This is a genomic window from Erythrobacter sp. SDW2 (genome assembly GCF_021431965.1).
GTDB lineage: Bacteria > Pseudomonadota > Alphaproteobacteria > Sphingomonadales > Sphingomonadaceae > Parerythrobacter.
The window spans coordinates 1,766,397-1,784,100 of the sequence record NZ_CP090370.1 but is presented as its reverse complement, the minus strand read 5'-3'; the positions used below and the strand labels follow the sequence as shown (position 1 = coordinate 1,784,100).

The following is a 17,704-nucleotide window of genomic DNA, read 5'->3' as shown; positions in this document are numbered from 1 at the left end:
ATGAGCAAAGTTATCGGGATCGACCTCGGCACCACCAACAGCTGCGTTTCCGTCATGGACGGTGGCAAGCCCAAGGTCATCGAGAATTCGGAAGGTGCGCGCACCACGCCTTCGATCGTCGCTTTCACCAAGGATGGCGAACGCCTGATCGGCCAGCCGGCCAAGCGCCAGGCGGTGACCAACCCTGACAACACGCTGTTCGCGATCAAGCGCCTGATCGGTCGCCGTTTCGACGATCCGATGACCAAGAAGGACATGGAGCTCGTCCCCTACAACATCGTCAAGGGCAAGAATGGCGATGCCTGGGTCAAGGCCGGCGGCGAAGAATACTCGCCCAGCCAGATCTCGGCCTTCATCCTGCAGAAGATGAAGGAAACCGCCGAAAGCTATCTCGGTGAAACCGTCACCCAGGCGGTCATCACCGTCCCGGCCTACTTCAACGACGCGCAGCGCCAGGCGACCAAGGACGCCGGCCAGATCGCGGGCCTCGAAGTGCTGCGCATCATCAACGAGCCGACTGCGGCCGCGCTCGCCTATGGCATGGACAAGGACGATGGGAAGACCATCGCCGTCTATGACCTCGGCGGCGGCACCTTCGACGTCTCGATCCTCGAGATCGGTGACGGCGTGTTCGAAGTGAAGTCGACCAATGGCGACACCTTCCTCGGCGGTGAAGATTTCGACAACGCGATCGTCGAATATCTCGCCGACGAGTTCAAGAAGAAGGAAAACATGGACCTGCGCGCCGACAAACTCGCGCTGCAGCGTCTGAAGGAAGCTGCGGAAAAGGCCAAGATCGAACTTTCGAGCTCGGCCCAGACCGAAGTCAACCTGCCCTTCATCACCGCCCGCATGGAAGGCGGCAGCTCGACCCCGCTGCACCTCGTCGAAACCATCAGCCGATCGAAGCTGGAACAGCTGGTCGGCGATCTCATCAAGCGCACCATCGAACCGTGCAAGAAGGCGCTGGCCGATGCCGGTGTCGACAAGAGCGGCGTCGATGAAGTGATCCTGGTCGGCGGCATGACCCGCATGCCCAAGGTCCGCGAAGTCGTGAAGGAGTTCTTTGGCAAGGAACCGCACACCGGCGTCAACCCGGACGAAGTCGTTGCCATGGGCGCGGCCATCCAGGCCGGCGTGCTGCAGGGCGACGTCAAGGACGTGCTGTTGCTCGACGTGACCCCGCTTTCGCTCGGCATCGAGACGCTGGGCGGCGTGTTCACCCGCATGATCGACCGCAACACGACGATCCCGACCAAGAAGACGCAGACCTATTCGACCGCAGAGGACAACCAGAACGCGGTGACGATCAAGGTGTCGCAGGGCGAGCGCGAGATGGCGGCGGACAACAAGCTGCTCGGCCAGTTCGACCTCGTCGGCATCCCCCCGGCGCCGCGCGGCGTGCCGCAGATCGAAGTCACCTTCGACATCGACGCCAACGGCATCGTCAACGTCAGCGCCAAGGACAAGGGCACCGGCAAGGAACAGCAAATCCGCATCCAGGCCAGCGGCGGCCTGTCGGATGCCGACATCGACCAGATGGTCAAGGACGCGGAGAAGTTCGCCGAGGAAGACAAGAAGCGCAAGGAAGCTGCCGAAGCCCGCAACCAGGCCGACAGCCTGGTCCATGCAACAGAAAAGCAGCTCGAAGAGCACGGCGACAAGATCGATGCTGCCCTGAAGGGTGAAGTCGAGGCCGCCGTGGCCGAGGCCAAGACCGCGCTGGAAGGCGACGATGTCGATGCCATCAACGCCAAGGCGCAGGCGCTGACCCAGGTCGCCATGAAGATGGGCCAGTCGATCTACGAGCAGGAACAGGCCAATGCCGCCCCTGCCGGTGACGGCGGCGAAGCGCCCAAGAAGGAAGACGAAGACGTCGTCGACGCCGAATTCTCGGAAGTCGACGAAGACAACAAGGGCTGATGTCCTGATGGAAGACCGGGCCGCCGCTGATGCATGCGCATCGGTGGCGGTCCGAGTTTTGGGACTGGGGTAAGATGTCAGCCGAAACCGATCTCTACGATTTGCTCGGCGTCGCTCGCAATGCGGACGATGCCACGATCAAATCCGCCTACCGCAAGCTCGCCATGAAGTGGCACCCGGACCGCAATCCGGGCGATGCCGATGCAGAGGCGCAGTTCAAGGCCATCAGCGCCGCTTACGAAGTGCTCAAAGACCCGCAGAAGCGCGCTGCCTATGACCGCTTCGGCCACGCCGCCTTTCAGAACGGCGGCGGCGGGCGCGGGCCGCAGCCCGACTTCGGGGATATCGGCGATATCTTCGAGACCATCTTCGGCAGCGCCTTCGGCGGCGGAGGACGCCAGCGGCCGCAGCGCGGGGCGGACCTGCGCTATGACATGGACATCACGCTCGACGATGCGTTCCATGGCAAAGACACCGAGATCGAGATCGAAGTCTCGGTCGCCTGCGACAGTTGCAAGGGTTCGGGCGCGGAGCCCGGCACCGGCACGCGCGGCTGCAACCTTTGCAAGGGTTACGGCAAGGTCCGCGCGCAGCAGGGCTTCTTCATGGTCGAGCGGCCATGCCCCAATTGCCACGGCCGCGGCGAAGTTCTGGAAGACCCGTGCCACTCGTGCCGCGGTGAAGGCCGGGTGGACAAGGCGCAGGCGCTCAAGGTCGAAATCCCGCCCGGCGTCGATACCGGCACCCGTATCCGCCTGACCGGCAAGGGCGAGGCCGGACCGCGTGGCGCACCGCCGGGCGATCTCTACATCTTTCTGCATGTAAAGCCGCACAATGTGTTCGAACGTGACGGGACCTCGCTCATCACTCGCGTCCCGATCAGCTTCACCAAGGCGGCACTGGGCGGCTGCGTGGAAATCCCTGATCTCGACGGCTCGACCAACACCATCGACATCCCTGCCGGTATCCAGTCGGGCAAGCAGCTGCGCAAGCGCGGCTCCGGCATGCCGGTGCTGCAAGGTCGCGGGCGGGGTGACCTGATCGTGGAAGTGATTGTCGAGACTCCGACCAAGCTTTCCAAGGAGCAGAAGGCACTACTCGAACAGTTCCGCGAGACCGAGACCGGCGACGAATGCCCGCAAAGCCGGGGCTTCTTCGACAAGATCAAGGACGCGTTTGGGGCTTAACCTGCCCGAATAGGCTATCGAAGGAACCCCAGCCAATGCCGCTCGTTCAGCCATGGCAACCATAGGGGGTTCCTCATGAAGTATCTCGTTCCGCTCGCCGGCCTTTCGCTGCTCGCTCTTTCAGCGTCGGCCAGTGCCCAGCGCAATTTCGACGATGTCGAGATCAAGGCCGAGGAAGTTGCACCAGGTATCGCGGTGTTGTTCGGCGCGGGCGGCAATATCGGGGTCAGCCATGGCGAGGACGGTACAATCCTGATCGACGACCAGTTCGCACCATTGACCGCAAAGATCGAAGCCGCCGTGGCAGCGCTTGGCGCAACGCCGGTTAAGTTTCTGATCAACACCCACTATCACGGTGACCACACCGGCGGGAACGAGAACTTCGGCAAGAAGGGCGCGCTCATCTTCGCGCAGGAGAATGTCAGGGTGCGGCTGAAGGAAGGACGCGCGGGAGAAAACCCGATTGCTCCGGCTGCCAAGGAAGCGCTGCCGGTCGTCACCTATGGCCAAGGCCTGCGTTTGCACGTCAATGGGGACACCGTCGATGTCATGTTCCTCGGCGGCGGGCACACCGATGGTGACAGCGTGATCTTCTGGCGCGAGGACAACGTCGTCCACATGGGCGATCTCTATTTCAAGATCCCCGGCTACCCTTTCATCGATGTCTCGTCCGGCGGGAATGTGTTCAACGCCATGAACTCGCTCGATGCCGTCATCAGGATGATCGATGCCCAGACGAAGGTCATTCCAGGCCACGGCCCCATGTCGAACAAGGCCGAACTGGTTGCCTATCGCGCGATGATCGGGGATGCCGTGGCACGCGTGATGGCGTTAAAGGATCAAGGCAAGACACTTGAAGAAACTGTCGCCGCAAAGCCGCTCGCCGACTTTAATCGCGGCGAAGGCTTCATCAGTGATGACGCATTCGTCACCGCGATCTGGCAAAGCATGAAATAGGGCCTAGCCAAGGCGCTCGGCAATTTCCCGCCGCAGCTCATCTATCTGTGTCTTCTTGCATCGTCCGGCCTGTTCTTCCTCGTCAAGGATCGCGAGGAATGCGTCGCGTTTGAATTGCTGGCACCGCATGTCTGGCCAGTTGTGATCGACGGTCGAGCAAACGAGATCGATCATCCGCTCCGCCCCGTGCAGCCGTCCCCACAGGTAATCATTCTCGCGATAGACACGGCTGAAGAAGGCACCGAAGTTGTAGAATTCGATGCCCTTGAGCGTCGCCCGCGTGCCGGCTTCGCGGATCGAGCGGGCGTCCTCCGGGCTGATCCGGTCAACCTTCACGCCTTCGAACTCGGTCAATCCGTGAGGCCCGATCAATGGCAGGGTCGCGACGTCGTAGAAGGGGAAGCCGAGATAGGTCAGCAGCATCCTGCGTCGCAGGTTCTTCGGCATGGCCTGCAATGCATCGGCCAGCAGCTCCTCAGCTTGTTTGTCCACACCGGGCAGCAAATGCTGCTGGGCCAAGGCATCGATGACTGCACCCGGGTCCTCAAGAACGTTGGTCGCCAACTGGGCAAAGCTCGCGTCCATGTGATCGAGCCCCTCGCGGTCGAAATAGAGCGACAGGATTTCGTAGATGCTCTCGCGAGCCTGATCGAGCGCGAGATCATCGATCTCCGGATCTGCATCCCAGTCGCGCGATAGACGGCGGGCGAGCAACCGCAATCTGCGGATGCGGAAGGCAAGGTCATAGGCCCGGAAGAAGGCAATCGCCTCTGCGGTCGCTCCGCCTGACGGCATCGACAATGCGGTTAGTCCGCGCGCATCGAGTTCGTTTCGCAGGGCCTCGACCACCGGACGGGTGTCCGGCAATCCTAGCTGCGGTGCCGCTGCTTCGACCAGTTCTGCAAGCTGTTCGACGATGCCGATGAACTTGGTCTGGACATAGGCATGGAACGCAAAGCCAGCGCTTTCGGCCGCCGCTTGCTGAGCTTTGTTGCGCCATGCGGCCAAGCGCTTTGGAGTGGGGCTATCGAGGAAGAAGGTCCGTCCGAACAGGCGCTCGATTGCATTTTCTATCCCTGGTCGCATCCCACTTATGACCCGCTGCAGCCGCTCTGCCTCGCGCGATTGGGTTTCGAGCGCCTCGAGGTTGTCGCGGATAGGCTGCTCGCGCGGGATGGTCGACAGCGATCCGAAGATGGCGGCGAAGAAACCAACCGGCTTGTCCGCTTCTTCGCGCAAGCTGCCGACGCGGTCTGGCCGGGGGTCAATGTAGACGAACCGCCGGTCGATTTCGCGATGGGCTGGGCGCCCATGCAGGGCGTCGATAGCTCCGGCAAAAGGTCGGTTGACCAGCACTGAACCATCGATCAGCGCAACTGTGCCTGTGCTCTCGGCTGCGACATGCGCCGGCATCACCCGGTCGAGGAAGGCCTTGCGGTTCCACCATTGTCGACCGGTAGCTTTCGCCAGGCGATCAATCTCATCCAATGTGAGGGGGGGGAAGGCTCCCGGAAAGCTCGACGTCGCGCGTGCGGCAAGTGTCAGTTCCAACGGATCGGCGAGATCCGAACCAGCCTCGCGAGTGGCAATGCCATGGAATGTGATCGGCATCCGGTGCTCGCTTTCTTCCACCAGCGGCGGACTGTTGAGCCGGAGCATTTCGATGTAGCCGCGAAAATCGGTCGCGGTCACGAACAGGTCGATGGGATGACCTTCGGGCAGAAGCGGTGGCCCCAGCTCACCCTCGGCCATGGTCTGCAACGCGTCGAACAACAGGCCCGACATACCGATGCCCGAGAACGGGGGTTCGAACCAACGTCCTCGAATGAAGCGTGACACCTTCGCCCGAACCTCCGAGCGGGTTTCGGGCGCGACACTTTCCGAGACGGCGTTGCCGGGGCGGCTAAGCAGCCACCAGGCGATCGGCTGGGCCCAGAACTTGGCGAAGCGCCAAAGCGGGCGGGCATCGGGGTCCAGCAAACGGTCAACGTCGGCGTTCTCCAGCCACAGATCTGTGAGCGGTTCCAGCGAGGCGCCTGAATGGATTGCCTGAGCAAGAAAGACGGCATTGATACCACCTGCACTAGCCCCGCTCAGAATGTCAGGCAGCACCCTCAGCCGGATGCCGGTGTCCTGCTCGATCGCTTGCAACAAAGCTTCATAGACACCTGCGCTGCCCGATGGCGGGGCTTCTGAGCTATGGAAGGCGCGACTGGCCCGGGCGAGGTGCCACAGCTCCTTGGTCACGCCGTGCATATAAACGGCGAGGCTGACCCCCCCGTAACACACCAGCGCAATGCGAAGCTCTTTCTGCCGCATAAGTGGATTGTGGGCAGGTTCGCGCCCGATAGCAATTGCGTTCTGCAAATGTTCTGTTTATCGATCGCCCATGGCCAAGACCAAGAAACGCTATGTGTGCCAGAATTGCGGCTCGGTCGCGCATCGCTGGCAAGGGCAATGCGCCGACTGTGCCGAGTGGAACACGCTGGTCGAGGATGCGCCGGCAACGGTCTTTTCGCTCAAGCACGATCTCTCAAGCGGGGGCAGGTCGATCGAGTTTGTCGACCTCAACCAGCCCGGGGATGAGCTGGTCCGGCGGAGCACCGGGCTCGCCGAATTCGACCGGGCGCTGGGTGGCGGGCTGGTTCCTGGATGTGCAATCCTGATGGGTGGCGACCCGGGGATCGGCAAGTCGACCCTCTTGCTGCAGGCCGCGGCGCATATCGCCAAACGTGGCCAGTCGGTCGTATATGTCAGCGGCGAGGAAGCCGCCGGGCAGGTGCGAATGCGCGCGTCGCGACTGGGAGTGGCTGACGCCCCGCTCAAACTCGCCTCCAGCACCTCGGTGCGCGATATCCTGACCACGCTCGGCACAATGGAAGCGCCGGCCATGCTGGTGATCGATTCGATCCAGACAATGTACTCCGACACGATCGAGGGCGCTCCGGGAACCGTAAGTCAGGTCCGCGGCTGCGCGTTCGAGTTGATCCGTTATGCCAAGGAAACCGGCACCGCGCTGGTGCTTGTCGGTCATGTGACCAAAGACGGCAATATCGCCGGGCCGCGCGTGCTCGAGCACATGGTCGACGTGGTGATGAGTTTCGAGGGCGAGCGGAGCCACCAGTACCGCATCCTGCGCGCGCTCAAGAACCGCTTCGGTGCAGTCGACGAGATCGGTGTCTTCGCAATGGCAGGCAAGGGTTTGGAAGAAGTCGCCAATCCCTCGCTGCTGTTCCTCTCCGGTCGCGACGAGCCGCTGGCAGGTAGCGCAGTCTTCCCTGCGCTGGAAGGAACGCGACCGGTGCTGATCGAAGTGCAGGCGCTGATCGTCAGGCTGCAATCCGGGGCCACGCCAAGGCGCGCTGTTGTCGGCTGGGACAGTGGACGGCTGGCTATGTTGCTTGCAGTGCTGGAGTCGCGCTGTGGCCTCAATTTCAGCTCGGCCGAAGTCTATCTCAATGTCGCCGGCGGCTATCGCCTGTCCGATCCCGCAGCAGATCTCGCGGTCACAGCCGCTTTGGTTTCCGCCTTGACTGACAAACCCTTACCTGATCGCTCGGTCTGGTTCGGCGAAGTTTCGCTGGCGGGCGAGGTTCGGCCCGTCGCTCACGCCGGGCTGAGATTGCGCGAAGCGGCCAAGCTGGGGTTCGCCACCGGATGCGGCCCGAAGAATGACGTGGACAAGATCGACGGCATGCGCTTCTCTCCCGTCGAGCGCCTCGCGTCGCTCGTTGACCGGGTAGTAACCACAACCTAGTTACTGCGCCGGATATGACCGGATTCGACCTCATAGTCTTCGGGATCGTCGGCGTTGCGGCGATAGGCGGTTTCCTGCGGGGATTCCTGCCCGAAGTTCTGTCGCTCGCGACCTGGATCCTGGCGCTGTTTGCCATCAGGAACCTGCACACGCCGCTCTATGTCGGGATCGAGCCGTATGTCCCGACCGAAACCGGTGCTGCCATCATTGCATTCGTGATGCTGCTGCTCATTCCCTATGCCGGGATGAAACTGATCGAGGGACGGACCGTCGACGGAGTCCGCAAGTCGCTCCTTGGCCCCATCGACCGTGTGCTCGGCTTCGGTTTCGGGGCGATCAAGGGTGCAATCATCTCGGTTCTCGCATTCTCAGTCCTTGTGCTCGGCTATGATCAGGTCTGGGGTTATCAGGGACGTCCCACCTGGATCACGACGGCCCGGACCTATCCGGTCATCAACGCAAGCTCGGAAGCGCTGGTCGAACTGATCGCAGAACGACGCGCGGTTTTGCATGCCGAGAAGAAGAGGCAGGACGAGCTGCTCGGCTTGTGACGACAGGCAGGTCATCCGGTTCAATCTACACGCCTGAAATCCTTTCCCTGGCTGTCGAGCTGGCGAAGTATCCCCTCAGCGAAGCCCTTCCCCTTCGGGGCAGCGCGCGCTCCAAAACCTGCGGCAGCACGCTCGAGATCCGCGTATCCTGCGACGAGAGCGGCGGTATCGCTGCGATTGGCATGAAGGTTACAGCCTGCGCCATAGGACAGGCCAGCGCGGCGATCTTCGCCCGGCACGCTGTTGGTACCGGACTCGATTCCGTTCTCGCTTCGAGCCTCGCTCTGGAAAAGTGGCTTTCGAGCGAAAGCGACCTGCCCGATTGGCCCGACCTTTCCCTGATCGCCCGGGCGCGAGATTACCCGGCGCGTCATGGAGCGATCTTGCTCCCGTGGAAGGCTGCCGAGCAGGCGCTTTCCATCGCATGAGACCCCCGCTAGGGATGGCCGCTTCGCAGCAGGGAGAGCGAGTTAGTCATGAGCGAGGCAGCAGCCCTCAAGGGGCGGGAACCGACCGAGAAGGAAATCCGGCTGGTCATCGCCGCTTCGTCCGCCGGGACGATCTTCGAATGGTATGACTTCTTCATCTACGGCACGCTCGCCGCGCTGATCGGTGCAGCGTTCTTCCCGAGCGACAATGAGACGCTCGAGATCCTGCTGGTCTGGGCCGGCTTCGCGGTGGGGTTCGGCTTCCGTCCGCTCGGCGCGGTCCTCTTCGGTTTTCTGGGCGACCGGCTGGGACGCAAATACACTTTCCTCGTTACTGTCACGCTGATGGGTATCGCCACCGCGGGTGTCGGTCTCGTGCCCGGTGCCGCGAGCATCGGCATCGCTGCACCGTTGATCGTCCTCGTCCTGCGCATCCTTCAAGGGCTTGCACTAGGCGGTGAATACGGAGGTGCGGCGATCTACGTCGCGGAACACGCTCCGCCCGAGAAGCGCGGCTTCTATACCAGCTTCATCCAGGCCAGCGTCGTCGGCGGGTTCGTGCTTTCGATCTTGGTGGTGCTGCTGTGCCGGGCGCTCATTCCGGCCGACGACTTTGCCGCCTGGGGATGGCGCATCCCGTTCCTGCTCTCGATCATCCTGCTGCTGATTTCGCTGTGGATGCGGATGAAGCTGTCGGAAAGCCCGGTGTTCCAGGCGATGAAGGAAGCAGGCGAAACGGCCGGCAATCCCTTCGTCGAAAGCTTTACCTATCCTGGCAACAAGAAGCGCATCTTCATTGCGTTGTTTGGCGTTGCGGGTGTGCTGACAGTGATCTGGTACACAGCTTTCTTCTACGGCCTTTCGTTCCTGCGCGGACCGATGCGGATGGACGAGGGCGTAACCGAGATCATCGTGCTGATTGCAGGTCTCATCTCGATGAGCTTCTATGTCATGGTCGGCAAGTGGTCGGATCGGGTGGGTCGCAAGAAGCCGATCATCATCGGCGCCCTTGCCACCTTGCTATTCCTGTTCCCGATCTTCTGGGGGCTCGGCGCTCTCAGCAATCCGGGCCTCGCGCAAAGTGGGCGGGAGGCACCCATCTCTGTTTCCGGCGAGCAGTGCGATTTCGATCCCTTTGCCAGCAAGCAGGCAACCGAGTGTGGGCGTCTGCTGGCAGACCTGACCTCGCTCGGGGTGAGCTATGACCTGACCGGCTCGACCGGTGGACCGAGCGTTACCGTCGGCGGCGAAGCCGTCGCAGCAGACATCTCGGACGATGCGACCCGCAAGGCCGCATTGCAGACTGCTTTCGAAGCCAAGGGTTATGATTTCTCCAGGCAATCGCCTCCACTGCCGAACCTCATAGGCATCGTCGGGCTGCTCTGCGCGCTCGGGATGCTATCGGCACTGACCTATGGCTCGGTTGCGGCCTTGCTGGCGGAGATGTTCCCGGCGCGGATCCGCTACAGCTCGATGTCGATCCCCTATCACATCGGCGCGGGTTATCTCGGCGGGTTCCTGCCGCTGATCGCAGGCTACATCGTGGCTAGCACCGGCAATGCCTATGCCGGGCTGTGGTACTGCTGGGTGGTGATGGCCTTCGGTCTGGCCGTGGCCTGGTGGGGCATCCCCGGCGGCCCGCCGTGCGACTTCGAGGAATAGCCCGCCGAGATGGTTCCCCCGCCGCCCCCTACCTTGCGCCTCAATGTTGACCGCGAGGCGCTCACCGCCAATTGGCGTGCTCTTGACCGACTGTCGGGACGGGCAAGGGCAGGGGCCGCGGTCAAGGCCGACTGCTATGGGCTTGGTGTCGACGCTTGTGTACCGGCGCTGCGCGATGCGGGAGCGCGCGACTTCTTTATCGCACACTGGAGCGAAGTCGCAGAGGTGCTCAAGCATGTTCCGCCAGAGCAGGTCTCGGTCCTGCACGGAGCCAACTCAGCCGAAGAAGCTGCTTACGCTCGCGCTACGGGTGTGCGGCCAGTGATCAACTCGATCCACCAGGCGCAGGTCTGGACCGAGGCAGGTGGTGGCCCCTGCCACCTGATGGTCGATACCGGCATCCACCGGCTTGGCATAAGGCCGGAGGAGGCAAGCGATCCAGCCATTGCCGCGCTCGATATCGAGGTGCTGATGTCGCATCTTTCTTCCGCTGATGAGGACAGCCTGGCCAATGCTGCGCAGCTTTCATCGCTCCTAGCGGTTCGCGACAAGGTGCAAGTGAAGGAGGTGAGCCTCTCCAATAGTGCCGGGATCGGGCTGGGGGTTGACTACGCCTTGGATCTCACGCGCCCGGGCCTGGCGCTTTACGGCGGTATCCCGCGCCCGGAACTGGCGGGCCAAGTCCGGCAGGTCGCCTACCTGCAGGCCGCCTTGATCCAGGTCGCCGAGCTGCTCGCGGGCGAGAGCGTCGGCTACAACCGTGAATTCACGGCCCCGGCGCAGACGCGAGTCGGCACGGTGTCGCTCGGCTACGCCGATGGTTTCCTGCGGGCGTGGGGCGGCAAGGGCAGGGCGCTTGAGAGCCAGGGCCGCAAGCTGCCGATCCTGGGAAAGGTGTCGATGGACATGATTGTGGTCGATCTCGCCGCAGCACCCGATCTCAAGGTGGGCGACTGGCTCGATGTGCCATACAGCCTGCCCGAAGGATCGGCTGTGACCGGCCTTTCACAGTACGAACTGCTGACCATCCTCGGACGCCGACTGCGCGGCTGAAACCCGCTACATTGCATTGCACATATTGCAGGTGCTAAGGCCGATTGCATCGCAGCATTGTGCGCAGCATTGACCGGAAGACCAGCCCCGCCATGGCCCGCAAGAACACCGCCGAAGGCGACACCGTCGTCATCAAGAAATATGCCAACCGGCGCCTCTACAACACCCAGAGCTCGAGCTACATCACGCTCGATGATCTGGCCGGCATGACCCGCGACGGGGTCGACTTCCAGGTGCTCGACGCCAAGACCGGCGACGATATCACCCACACCATCCTGACCCAGATCATCATGGAGGAAGAGACCAGCGGCAAGCAGATGCTGCCGGTCAGCTTCCTGCGCGATATCATCTCGATGTACGGCAATTCGATGCAGGCGATGATGCCGAGCTATTTGGAGGCCAGCATGGCGAACTTTCGCCAGAACCGCGAGAAGCTGCAGGAGGCGTTCCGCGAAGGTCTCGCCGCCAACCCGCTCGCCAAGCTGCACGAAACCAACATGGCGATGATGAAGGCCATGGGCGAAGCCTTCATTCCCGGCGGCCTGCCCGGCGGCAAGAAGCCGGACCCCGCCAAGCCATCGAAGGATGACGAACTGGCCGCGCTTAAAGAGCAGATGGCTGCCATGCAGAAGAAGCTGGACGAACTGGGCAAGTAGCGTCCAACACGCTCTGACCCGCCCCAATCTATTGCCAAACCACAGGATTTTCGGTCGTGAAGAATTTCCGCCATGCCCTCGACGTCACGCGCGAGGAAGACTTCGCCGCCTGGTACCAGGCCGTTATCGCCGCTGCCGACATGGCCGAGGAATCGGGCGTGCGTGGCTGCATGGTGATCAAGCCGTGGGGCTATGGCATCTGGGAACGCATCCAGCGCCTGCTCGATGATCGGATCAAGGCCGCTGGTCACGACAACGTCTATTTCCCGCTGCTGATCCCGCTCGCCAACTTCGAGCGCGAAGCCGAGCATGTCGATGGCTTCGCCAAGGAAATGGCGGTGGTCACGCACCACCGGCTGATTGCCGGGCCCGACGGCGGATTGATCCCGGACCCCTCTGCCAAGCTGGAAGAACCGTTGGTTATCCGTCCGACTTCGGAAACCATCATCGGCGATGCGATGGCGCGCTGGATCCGTAGCTGGCGCGACCTGCCGCTCAAGCTCAACCAGTGGGCCAATGTGATGCGCTGGGAAATGCGCACCCGCATGTTCCTGCGCACCAGCGAGTTCCTGTGGCAGGAAGGGCATACGGCCCATGCCACCGCGGAAGAGGCCAAGGAACACACGCTGCGCATGCTCGAGGTATATCGCGCCTGCGCGGAAGAGGACCTGTCGCTGCCCGTCATCGCGGGCGAGAAGCCGGAAAACGAGCGCTTCCCCGGCGCGGTCGAGACCTGGTCGATCGAGGCCATGATGCAGGACGGCAAGGCGCTGCAGGCCGGCACCAGCCATTATCTCGGGACCAATTTCGCCGAGGCTTCGGGCATCAAGTACCAGGCCAGCGAAGGCGGCGAGAAATATTGCCACACCACCAGCTGGGGCGTGTCGACCCGCATGATCGGCGGTGTCATCATGACGCATGGCGATGACGACGGGCTGCGCGTGCCGCCCAAGATCGCGCCGTGGCAGGTCGTGATCCTACCAATGCTGCGCGAGAAGCCCGAGGATGCGGAGCTGCTGGCCTATTGCGGGCAACTGCGCGAAATGCTTGCCAAGGAATGGGCACTCGGCGAACCGGTCCGCGTGCTGCTTGACGACAAGGCGGGAAAGGCTACTGCCAAGCGTTGGGACTGGGTCCGCAAGGGCGCCCCCCTGATTATAGAGGTCGGCGGGCGCGACATGGAAAATGGCGTTGTCAGCCTGCTGCGGCGTGACCGACTGTGGGACATGGAAACCGGCAAGGTCGCCTTCCAGGCCCCGACACGTCAGCAACTGGCCGACAACATTGCGACCTTCCTGGGCGAAATCCAGGCCGGCCTGTTCGGCGAGGCACAGGCGCGCCGCAATGCTATGATTGTCGGCGGCTGCACCGATTTCGAGCAGATCCGCCAATATTTCTCCGAAGAGCGCAAGTTCCCCGGCTGGGTCGAGGTGCAATGGGCCAAGCCGACCGGAGCCGTACTGGAGAAAGTGGTCGAACAGCTCAAGGAACTTAAGCTGACCATCCGCAACGTGCCGATGAACGCACCCAAGCCGACCGGTTGCTGCATCTTCACCGGCGAACCCGCAGTGGAGTGGATTTACGTCGCCAAGGCTTATTGAAGGTCGAAAGGTCACACTAAGTTCACACCAAAACCCTACACCGCGCGCAGGCAGTGGCGGGCGGATAGAGGCAGCGATTTCAAAGAGCTGGCGCAAGGCTGGCGAGCGCTGGCCGTGTGGGAAAATGCTTTCGCGATAGTGCGGTGACGGGTGTTGTGTTGGCGCTCGATTGCCGTAACAATGACGCCATGCGCAAACTCCTTCTCGCCACCGTTCTCCTCGCCGCACCGCTCGCGGCGCAGGATCATCCCGCCGACTCCGTTTCCGCTGACCGGCTCAAGGCCGATGTCGAGCGGCTGGTCGCTTTCGGCACGCGCCACACGCTGTCCGAACAGGACAATCCCGAGCGCGGGATCGGCGCGGCGGTCGACTGGGGCGCGGACCAGTTCCGTGCCATCTCGGAGAAATGCGGCGGCTGCCTGGAAGTCGTGCTGCCCGAACGCATGGTTTCGGGACCTCGCATTCCGGAGCCGGTGCGGTTGCGCAATGCGGTGGCGATCCAGTGGGGGACGGAACGGCCCAAAGAAGTCGTCATCGTCCAGGGTCATATCGACAGCCGCGTCAGCGACGTGCTCGACTGGCAAAGCGATGCGCCGGGCGCGAATGACGATGCCTCGGGCACGGCGCTGACAATCGAGGCGGCGCGGGTGCTTTCGGGCAAGAAATACCCGACGACGATCATCTACGCGCTGCTTTCGGGCGAGGAGCAGGGACTGTTCGGCGGGCGGCTGCTGGCCGATTGGGCGGCCGAACAAGGCTTCACCGTCAAGGCGGTGCTCAACAACGATATCGTCGGCGGCAGCTGCGGCAGTGACGGCTATTGCGATGACAAGGCCGTCCGCGTCTTTTCCGAAGGCCCGCGCGCCGATTTGACCGATGCCCTGCGCGCCGCACAGCGCCGCGAGGGGGGCGAGAACGACAGCCCCAGCCGCAATCTCTCGCGCTGGCTCGACGGGCTGGCAGAAGAGAACCCGGACGGTCTCAACGTCCGCCAGATCTGGCGCACCGACCGCATGGGGCGGGGCGGGGACCAGATCCCGTTCCTGGAGAAGGGCTATCCCGCGATCCGCATCTCGGTCGCAGTGGAGGATTACGACCACCAGCACCAGGACCTGCGGGTCGAGGACGGCGTGACCTATGGCGACACGGTCGACGAGATGGACTTCCCCTATCTCGCCAAGGTGACGCAACTCAATGTGCGGGCGCTTGAAGAGCTCGCAAGGGCGCCGATGCCGCCCAAGGTGTCGGCGAATGCAGCAGTCCGAACCGATACACTGATCACGTGGAACGGTGTGGAAGGGGCCTCGACTTACCTCGTGTTCGGAAGACGAACCGACGAACCCTATTGGTCCCGCGATTTCGGTATCGCCTCGAGCGAGACGCCGGCGGCCAATGCGGCAGTAACGCCTGTGCCCGAGCGCAAGTTCGAACTGGTCGTCCCTGTTCGTGGTGACGATTGGATCTTCGGCGTCAGCGCCTGCAATGGCGATGTGTGCAGCCCCGTCGCCAGCGCAGTCCCTGCCGGGGCTTTCGAGCCGATTGCCAAGGAAGAGGGTGACAGCAAGTAGGCGCTCGCCCATATGCCGGATATATGGCCCAGCCTCCCCGTAAACCGCCCCAGCGCAAGCCCGCTTCCCGCAAACCTGCGCCGCACCGCAGCACTCGTCCAGAGGGCCTGCCTTCACGCGAGCAGGTGATCGAGTTCATCCAGTCCGCCGATACGCCCGCCGGCAAGCGGGAAATCGCGAAGGCATTTGGCCTCAAGGGTCAGGAGAAGATCGCTCTCAAGAAGCTGCTCAAGGACATGGCCGAGGAAGGTCTGATCGACGGCAAGAAGACCGCCTATCATCGCATGGGCGGCGTACCCAGGGTCACCGTGTTGCGGATCGTCGATGTCGATGATGGCGATCTCGTGGCGGAACCCGACAACTGGTCGCCTGATGATGGCGCCAAGCCACCCCGGTTGGTCGTGGTCGAGGGCCGCCGGGACAAGAAATCCAAAGGCATGCCCGCGCTCAAGCGCGGCGACCGCGTGCTCGCGCGCACAGAGGAAACCGGGGACGGCTGGCGCGCCTTCCCGATGAAGAAGCTGCCCGCCCGCACCGAAGGCATGATGGGCGTGGTCGAACTCGACGGCAGTGGCAAGCCCTGGCTTGCCCCGGTCGACAAGCGGGTGCGCAATTCGGTTCCCATCGCCGACATTGGGCAGGCCGAAGCGGGGCAACTGGTGCTGGCCGAACAGGCCGGCAAATCACCCCGCTCGGGCGTGAAGGTGGTCGAGGTCTATGGCGACCCGCTGGCCCCGCGCAGCTTCAGCCTGATCGCCATCGCCAAGTTCGGCATTCCGCACATCTTCCCTGAAGCCGCCATCGAGGAGGCGGAGCTCGCTGCCAAACTGCCGCTGAGCGAGGAAAAGCGCGAGGATTTGCGGCATATCCCGATCCTCGCCATCGACCCAGCCGATGCCCGCGACCATGACGATGCGATCTGGGCGCAGCCTGACCCGGACAATCCCGGCGCATGGCAGGCGATCGTCGCGATTGCCGACGTGTCGCACTACGTCCGTCCCGGCGGCGCGCTCGACCGCGAGGCGCGCAAGCGCGGCAATTCAGTCTATTTCCCCGACCGCGTCGTGCCGATGCTGCCCGAGGTGCTGAGCGCGGATGTTTGCTCGCTCAAGCAGGGCGAGGACCGCGCGGCCATGGCGTGCCACTTGCGCATTTCGGCCGAGGGCAAGGTCACCTCGTGGCGCTTCACCCGCGCCATCGTGCGGCTGACGCACAACATCGCCTATGAGGACGCGCAGGCGCAGATCGACAGCGGCGAGGCGTCAGGCGAGCTCAAGCATCTATGGGAAGCCTGGAAAGCACTCGCCGCCGCCCGCGCAGCGCGCGACCCGCTCGAACTGGAAATCCCCGAGCGCCGCGTGGTGCTCGACGAGAAAGGCCGCATTGCCGACATCGCCGTGCGCGAACGGCTCGATGCGCACCGGGTGGTCGAGGATTTCATGATCGCCGCCAATGTCGCCGCGGCCAAGGCGCTGGAGGCCAAGACCGCACCCGTGGTTTATCGCATCCACGAACCGCCGAACCGCGAGAAGATCATCGCCTTGCGCGACTATCTCGGCACCATGGGCCGCAAGCTGGCGCTGGGGCAGGTCATCACCCCGACGCTGTTCAACCGGTTCCTCAAGGATGTCAGCGACGAGGCCGAGCGGGCGCTGCTGATGGAGGCGGTGCTGCGGAGCCAGACGCAGGCCTATTACGGGCCCAGCAATGCAGGGCACTTCGGGCTGGCGCTGGCGTCCTACGCTCACTTTACCTCGCCGATCCGGCGCTATTCCGACCTGCTGGTGCACCGTGCGCTGGTCGACGCTTACAAGCTTGAACAGCCCAAGCCGAAGAGCAACTTGCCCGAGACTTCAGGGCTGGCGGATCGCGACCGCAAGGACCTGCAGCAGATCAGCGACGCGATCAGCACCACCGAGCGGCGCGCGATGGAGGCCGAACGCGACACCATCGACCGCTATGTCGCATCGTTCCTGTCACAGCATGTCGGCAAGACCTTCCAGACCCGCATCACCGGGGTGCAGGGCTTCGGCTTCTTCGCCACCATACAGGACTTGGGTGGCGACGGATTGGTGCCGGTATCGACCTTGGGCCGCGAGTACTTCCGCCATGACGAAGCGGCGCAAGCACTGATCGGCGAGCAGAGCGGCACCCGCTATGAGGTCGGCCAGCGGCTGGAGCTCAAGTTGGCGGAGGCTAACCCGCTGACAGGCGCGCTCAAGTTCGAAGTCCCCGATACCGAGGGCGATCCGATCGAACCGCGCGGCAACCGCCAAGCACCGCGCAAGAAAGCTGGAACCGCGCAGGGGAAACGCGGGCGTCCGGGCAATATCCGCCATCAGGGCAAGCGGCGCAAATAGC

At 63.1% G+C, this 17,704-nt stretch carries 13 protein-coding genes; 12 read left to right on the top strand and 1 reads right to left on the bottom strand.

The features are described from left to right. From dnaK to LY632_RS08685, 3 genes are all read left to right on the top strand, one after another. Positions 1-1,923, top strand: coding sequence for a molecular chaperone DnaK (gene dnaK / locus LY632_RS08695; protein ID WP_234090751.1), 1,923 nt, complete (start codon positions 1-3; stop codon positions 1,921-1,923). A gap of 74 nt (positions 1,924-1,997) precedes the next feature. After that, on the top strand, positions 1,998-3,110 hold the full coding sequence (gene dnaJ, locus LY632_RS08690) for a molecular chaperone DnaJ (protein WP_234090750.1): 1,113 nt from the start codon (positions 1,998-2,000) through the stop codon (positions 3,108-3,110). Between the two features lie 75 nt (positions 3,111-3,185). Further along, complete coding sequence (locus tag LY632_RS08685; RefSeq protein ID WP_234090749.1) at positions 3,186-4,067, top strand: MBL fold metallo-hydrolase; 882 nt, start codon at positions 3,186-3,188, stop codon at positions 4,065-4,067. Between the two features lie 3 nt (positions 4,068-4,070). Here the strand turns inward: LY632_RS08685 and LY632_RS08680 are convergent, their stop codons facing one another. Beyond that, positions 4,071-6,386, bottom strand: coding sequence for a patatin-like protein (locus LY632_RS08680; protein WP_234090748.1), 2,316 nt, complete (start codon positions 6,384-6,386; stop codon positions 4,071-4,073). A gap of 70 nt (positions 6,387-6,456) precedes the next feature. Here LY632_RS08680 and radA point away from each other — a divergent pair, with 70 nt between their 5' ends. The 9 genes from radA (at position 6,457) to rnr (ending at position 17,703) form a co-directional block, all read left to right on the top strand. Beyond that, positions 6,457-7,824, top strand: a complete 1,368-nt coding sequence (gene radA, locus LY632_RS08675; protein WP_234090747.1) for a DNA repair protein RadA — start codon at positions 6,457-6,459, stop codon at positions 7,822-7,824. Between the two features lie 14 nt (positions 7,825-7,838). Further along, positions 7,839-8,375 carry a CvpA family protein gene (locus LY632_RS08670; RefSeq protein WP_234090746.1) on the top strand — a complete coding sequence of 179 codons (537 nt, stop codon included), beginning with the start codon at positions 7,839-7,841 and terminating at the stop codon, positions 8,373-8,375. After that, positions 8,372-8,803, top strand: a complete 432-nt coding sequence (locus LY632_RS08665; protein WP_234090745.1) for an iron-sulfur cluster assembly scaffold protein — start codon at positions 8,372-8,374, stop codon at positions 8,801-8,803. Before LY632_RS08670 ends, LY632_RS08665 begins: the two co-directional genes overlap by 4 nt. A 48-nt stretch (positions 8,804-8,851) precedes the next feature. Next, positions 8,852-10,465, top strand: a complete 1,614-nt coding sequence (locus tag LY632_RS08660) for an MFS transporter (protein ID WP_234090744.1) — start codon at positions 8,852-8,854, stop codon at positions 10,463-10,465. A 9-nt stretch (positions 10,466-10,474) separates the two neighbouring features. Further along, a complete protein-coding gene (gene alr, locus LY632_RS08655; RefSeq protein WP_234090743.1) occupies positions 10,475-11,518 on the top strand; it encodes an alanine racemase in 1,044 nt (347 codons plus the stop codon). A 92-nt stretch (positions 11,519-11,610) separates the two neighbouring features. After that, positions 11,611-12,174: a polyhydroxyalkanoate synthesis repressor PhaR gene (gene phaR / locus LY632_RS08650; RefSeq protein WP_234090742.1), complete on the top strand. Its 564-nt coding sequence runs from the start codon at positions 11,611-11,613 to the stop codon at positions 12,172-12,174. A 56-nt stretch (positions 12,175-12,230) separates the two neighbouring features. After that, positions 12,231-13,775 carry a proline--tRNA ligase gene (gene proS, locus LY632_RS08645; protein WP_234090741.1) on the top strand — a complete coding sequence of 515 codons (1,545 nt, stop codon included), beginning with the start codon at positions 12,231-12,233 and terminating at the stop codon, positions 13,773-13,775. Between the two features lie 188 nt (positions 13,776-13,963). Beyond that, positions 13,964-15,343 (top strand): M28 family peptidase, encoded by a 1,380-nt coding sequence (locus LY632_RS08640; RefSeq protein WP_234090740.1) that lies wholly within the window; start codon positions 13,964-13,966, stop codon positions 15,341-15,343. Between the two features lie 23 nt (positions 15,344-15,366). After that, positions 15,367-17,703 (top strand): ribonuclease R, encoded by a 2,337-nt coding sequence (gene rnr, locus LY632_RS08635; protein WP_234090739.1) that lies wholly within the window; start codon positions 15,367-15,369, stop codon positions 17,701-17,703. Position 17,704 lies beyond the last annotated feature (1 nt).

Excerpts from the sequence above, each read along its gene's own strand:
- alr (WP_234090743.1), top strand. The coding sequence starts at position 10,475 with ATGGTTCCCCCGCCGCCCCCTACCTTGCGCCTCAATGTTGACCGCGAG.
- dnaJ (WP_234090750.1), top strand. The coding sequence starts at position 1,998 with ATGTCAGCCGAAACCGATCTCTACGATTTGCTCGGCGTCGCTCGCAAT.
- dnaK (WP_234090751.1), top strand. The coding sequence starts at position 1 with ATGAGCAAAGTTATCGGGATCGACCTCGGCACCACCAACAGCTGCGTT.
- radA (WP_234090747.1), top strand. The coding sequence starts at position 6,457 with ATGGCCAAGACCAAGAAACGCTATGTGTGCCAGAATTGCGGCTCGGTC.
- rnr (WP_234090739.1), top strand. The coding sequence starts at position 15,367 with ATGGCCCAGCCTCCCCGTAAACCGCCCCAGCGCAAGCCCGCTTCCCGC.
- LY632_RS08685 (WP_234090749.1), top strand. The coding sequence starts at position 3,186 with ATGAAGTATCTCGTTCCGCTCGCCGGCCTTTCGCTGCTCGCTCTTTCA.
- LY632_RS08680 (WP_234090748.1), bottom strand. The coding sequence starts at position 6,386 with ATGCGGCAGAAAGAGCTTCGCATTGCGCTGGTGTGTTACGGGGGGGTC.
- LY632_RS08660 (WP_234090744.1), top strand. The coding sequence starts at position 8,852 with ATGAGCGAGGCAGCAGCCCTCAAGGGGCGGGAACCGACCGAGAAGGAA.
- phaR (WP_234090742.1), top strand. The coding sequence starts at position 11,611 with ATGGCCCGCAAGAACACCGCCGAAGGCGACACCGTCGTCATCAAGAAA.
- LY632_RS08640 (WP_234090740.1), top strand. The coding sequence starts at position 13,964 with ATGCGCAAACTCCTTCTCGCCACCGTTCTCCTCGCCGCACCGCTCGCG.
- LY632_RS08670 (WP_234090746.1), top strand. The coding sequence starts at position 7,839 with ATGACCGGATTCGACCTCATAGTCTTCGGGATCGTCGGCGTTGCGGCG.